This is a genomic window from Acidiplasma cupricumulans (assembly GCF_001402935.1).
GTDB classification, from domain to species: domain Archaea; phylum Thermoplasmatota; class Thermoplasmata; order Thermoplasmatales; family Thermoplasmataceae; genus Acidiplasma; species Acidiplasma aeolicum.
The window spans coordinates 1-3401 of record NZ_LKBH01000057.1 but is presented as its reverse complement, the minus strand read 5'-3'; the positions used below and the strand labels follow the sequence as shown (position 1 = coordinate 3401).

Annotated in this window: 4 protein-coding genes; all 4 read right to left on the bottom strand. The window is 36.4% G+C overall.

Annotated elements, in window-relative coordinates; all coding sequences use genetic code 11:
* Window positions 1-273 precede the first annotated feature (273 nt).
* The 4 genes from AOG55_RS01925 to AOG55_RS01910 all read right to left on the bottom strand — a co-directional run bounded on the left by AOG55_RS01925 (window position 274) and on the right by AOG55_RS01910 (window position 3356).
* Window positions 274-720, bottom strand: coding sequence for an SRPBCC family protein (locus tag AOG55_RS01925; protein WP_048101072.1), 447 nt, complete (start codon window positions 718-720; stop codon window positions 274-276).
* 106 nt (window positions 721-826) lie between these two features.
* Window positions 827-1537 (bottom strand): hypothetical protein, encoded by a 711-nt coding sequence (locus AOG55_RS01920; RefSeq protein WP_048101071.1) that lies wholly within the window; start codon window positions 1535-1537, stop codon window positions 827-829.
* Between the two features lie 39 nt (window positions 1538-1576).
* Window positions 1577-1810 (bottom strand): hypothetical protein, encoded by a 234-nt coding sequence (locus tag AOG55_RS01915; protein ID WP_048101070.1) that lies wholly within the window; start codon window positions 1808-1810, stop codon window positions 1577-1579.
* A 64-nt stretch (window positions 1811-1874) separates the two neighbouring features.
* Window positions 1875-3356 carry a sugar porter family MFS transporter gene (locus tag AOG55_RS01910; protein WP_082180417.1) on the bottom strand — a complete coding sequence of 494 codons (1482 nt, stop codon included), beginning with the start codon at window positions 3354-3356 and terminating at the stop codon, window positions 1875-1877.
* Between the last annotated feature and the right edge of the window lie 45 nt (window positions 3357-3401).

The following is a 3401-nucleotide window of genomic DNA, read 5'->3' as shown; positions in this document are numbered from 1 at the left end:
TAAAAACTTAATACAAAAAAGGCATATATTAACGTCCGGTTAAAAAGTATGGATGATCATGATTCCATATGACGACGCTGGACATATAGAATGCCCTGCCTTTTAATGGGCCTCAGATCCAGCATAAGGCGTGTCACCCTGCAATTAAAATCTGATCAGGGGCGGGCGTAGAATTCCCTGTGGGTCAGGAAATTATGAAATGTGATTAATTTCCGTTAAAACAGGGAAAAGTTTTGTATTTTTTAATCATTAATAAAATATCAATTTTTAAATTTAATTTCCAGCCTCAAGGGCCTGCTTATATGCATCAATAAGCTTATTAATATATTTCCCTGCTGCGCTTTTAATCATCCTGCCCCCCATGCTGGCTGCCGACCCAACAACATTGACATCGGCATTCCATTTTATGTGTGCCATTCCATCATTCTGCTTAAAATTAAAATCAACGGTAAAGTCAACAGATGCACCGGTTCCCTTTCCATGGCCCTCAAGCTTAAGATTCTCCTTTTTTTCATCATTTATTATTTTTAAATCCAGATCAAATTTTCCCTTTATAAATGATACACCAGCCTTTGCAGTTAACTTCATGTTATTCCCATCTATTTTTGTGTAGCTTATTAGATCTGGAACCAGCTTTGCTATGCGGTCCGGGTCTGAAACATAGTTATATGCATCCTCTGACCTTGCATTCACATCGAACTCCCCATCAAAATTTAACATAATAATTTATATAAGCATGGTTTATAAAATTTTCATTTATTTTTCATAAATATATATGTTTAAAAACATCCAAATTTTCATGGGTATTATAAACTTTAAAAAGAATTTATAATTTAATCCTGTCCAGAACCTTACCAACCGCATATGAGGATGATTCAACACTTTCCTTAAAGGGATAGAGTTCCCATTCATTCTCGCCATGTGCAAGAAGATTTCTTATGTTTAATGCAAGCCTGAATAACAGATCAGAATTCCTATCAGTAAATTTTTCAGACCAGTGGAGGAGTGAATTCTGTGAGCTTGGAAATGGCTGTCCATTGACAAGAACATCATAATGCCCAATTTTATTCAACCTTAAATATAATTTTATTTTCCTGTAATCCTGATCATATAATATTATTTTATCATATCCCGGCCTTTCAATAATGGCCTTTTTTCCAACCCATATGGAGTATGCACACCTTAAACCCATTTCAAGAAGAAGATACATGTCAAGTGTTGCAAGCTCATTAAATTTTCCCAGTGATATAAGTTCCAATGTATCATTTTTTAATTTTGTTAATTTTGGTGTAAGGTCATTCCTTTCAGTTCTTCTGCCCTCAATAAGCACCGGAAGGTTTGCCAGAAAAAATCCCAAAATTTTATCCCTTCCTGCATTTCTACCTATTTTGAATCTGAGTTTATTAAAGGTGATATAATCATCATGATAATCCATTGAATTAAGGATTCCGGTTAATACCAGACGATCATATCTCTTTGAATACTGAAAAAAATCAAATATGTTCTTTAAAATATAGTTTTTTGTTTCCAAATCCATGTACAATAATTATAAAAAAATATAAAATATATTTGTATATCAGCCTATTTTTGTTTTGCCAACCTGATTGAATTTTATAATTTCCCCATCGCTGTTTAGTGATATGTATACAGTATAATGATATCCCTCAAAATTGAATTCGGTGGAAACATCCCATGTATTTCCATTGTTGACTATGCTGTTTATTGTGAACTCCTGTATGTTTTCACCATAAATATCCTTAATATTCTGCAGGCAGACATTTTTTACATCCTTTAGGTTTTGAATATCCATAATCTTTTATTATATTTCTGTATTAAAAGTTTGCAAGGAAAAAATTAATTTTTTTGATAAAAAATTATTTATCCCCAGACCCTGTGGATTCCCTTGTGCCGGATGCGTTCTTTACATTTAATAGTGTATTGTTTTCAAACATTTCTGTGACCTCCTCAACAGATATGCCCTTTGTTTCAGGCATAATAAAGAAGAATATAATTACGGCTATTACAGAAAGAACCCCGAAGACTGCCATTGTATATCCAAGGCCTATATGCAGGTTCATTGCAGGGAATATTTCTATTATGGCAAAATTTGATATCCAGTCAACAACAGCTATTAGGGATGCATATAAACCCCTGTACTGTGTTGGGAAATATTCTCCCTGAAGCAGCCAGCCGGTACCTCCCACGGCAAAGGCAAAGAAAATTATAAATCCCGCAAATCCTATTAAAAGGCCAACAGCAATATGATCCAGATATAGTACCGTACCAATAAAATCGAACAGTGCCATCCCGGAATAACCTAGCAGTGCAAGGGACCTTCTGCCATATGAATCAATAAGCTTAAATCCTATAAGGGTGGCCAGTACATTTATTACTGCCAGAATTGATGATGCCTCTATTCCAAATACTGCCTTTGAAAGGTATGATCCACCTGCAGATCCAAAGATATTTAATTTTGCTATAACAGTTGGGCCGTAATAGAATGGAACATTTATTCCTGTTATTTGCTGGAACATCATGAACAGGCCAACGACCACGAATGCCCTTTTTATTCCGGGTGTTGCCCTCATTTTAGTTTCCATGCTCTGGAGAACGCCATGGGTCTTTGTTAGCTGATCCTCTGTTGCGTTTATATTAAACCTTTTAAGGGCCGAAATTGCCTTATCGTATTTTTCATGAAGTATTAACCATCTTGGTGATTCTGGCATGTAGAATCTAAAAATAAGGCCTATAATAGATGGTATGGCAGCAACACCTAAAAGAATTCTCCAGTCAACGGCGTATGCAAGGCCTGGTGCAATGAAAAATACACCCATACCAACAAGATAGGCACCAAGTATTCCCCATGTAATCATCCACTGCTGCATTAATGAGAGATGGCCCCTGCGGCGCTTTGGTGCATATTCAACTATATAGGCAGTTGCTATTGCCGAATCAGCACCAACTGCAAGCCCTATGAAGGTTCTTGAAATAAGCAGCATTGCAAGGTTAACAGCAGCCGCAGAAAGAAGTGCACCAATTGTATAAATGGCGGCATCCGTAATAAGCAGGAATTTCCTGCCATATTTGTCGGTAAGTGCTGCTGCTATTAATGCTCCAACGGCGGCACCAAGTGATGCACCTGCTATTAAGTATCCGTAAACAAATGGTGCAGTTGTGGCAAGGTGTTTGGCAAATGGTATAAATCCCAGATCTGTCCCTATATTGGATGTATCATAACCAAACAGGAACCCACCTATTGTTGCCAGCACAGTAACTGCCCAGTAGAATTTTGTTGTGATCTTACTGTTCATTTCATTTAAGATCGGATCACTATCAGGCAAATTTTGAGTCTCCATATGCTTTTAATTTTTTTCCTTATTTAAACGTTTATTTTATTCCCA

Coding starts and splice junctions, on each gene's coding strand:
- AOG55_RS01925 (WP_048101072.1), bottom strand. CDS start 720: ATGTTAAATTTTGATGGGGAGTTCGATGTGAATGCAAGGTCAGAGGAT.
- AOG55_RS01920 (WP_048101071.1), bottom strand. CDS start 1,537: ATGGATTTGGAAACAAAAAACTATATTTTAAAGAACATATTTGATTTT.
- AOG55_RS01915 (WP_048101070.1), bottom strand. CDS start 1,810: ATGGATATTCAAAACCTAAAGGATGTAAAAAATGTCTGCCTGCAGAAT.
- AOG55_RS01910 (WP_082180417.1), bottom strand. CDS start 3,356: ATGGAGACTCAAAATTTGCCTGATAGTGATCCGATCTTAAATGAAATG.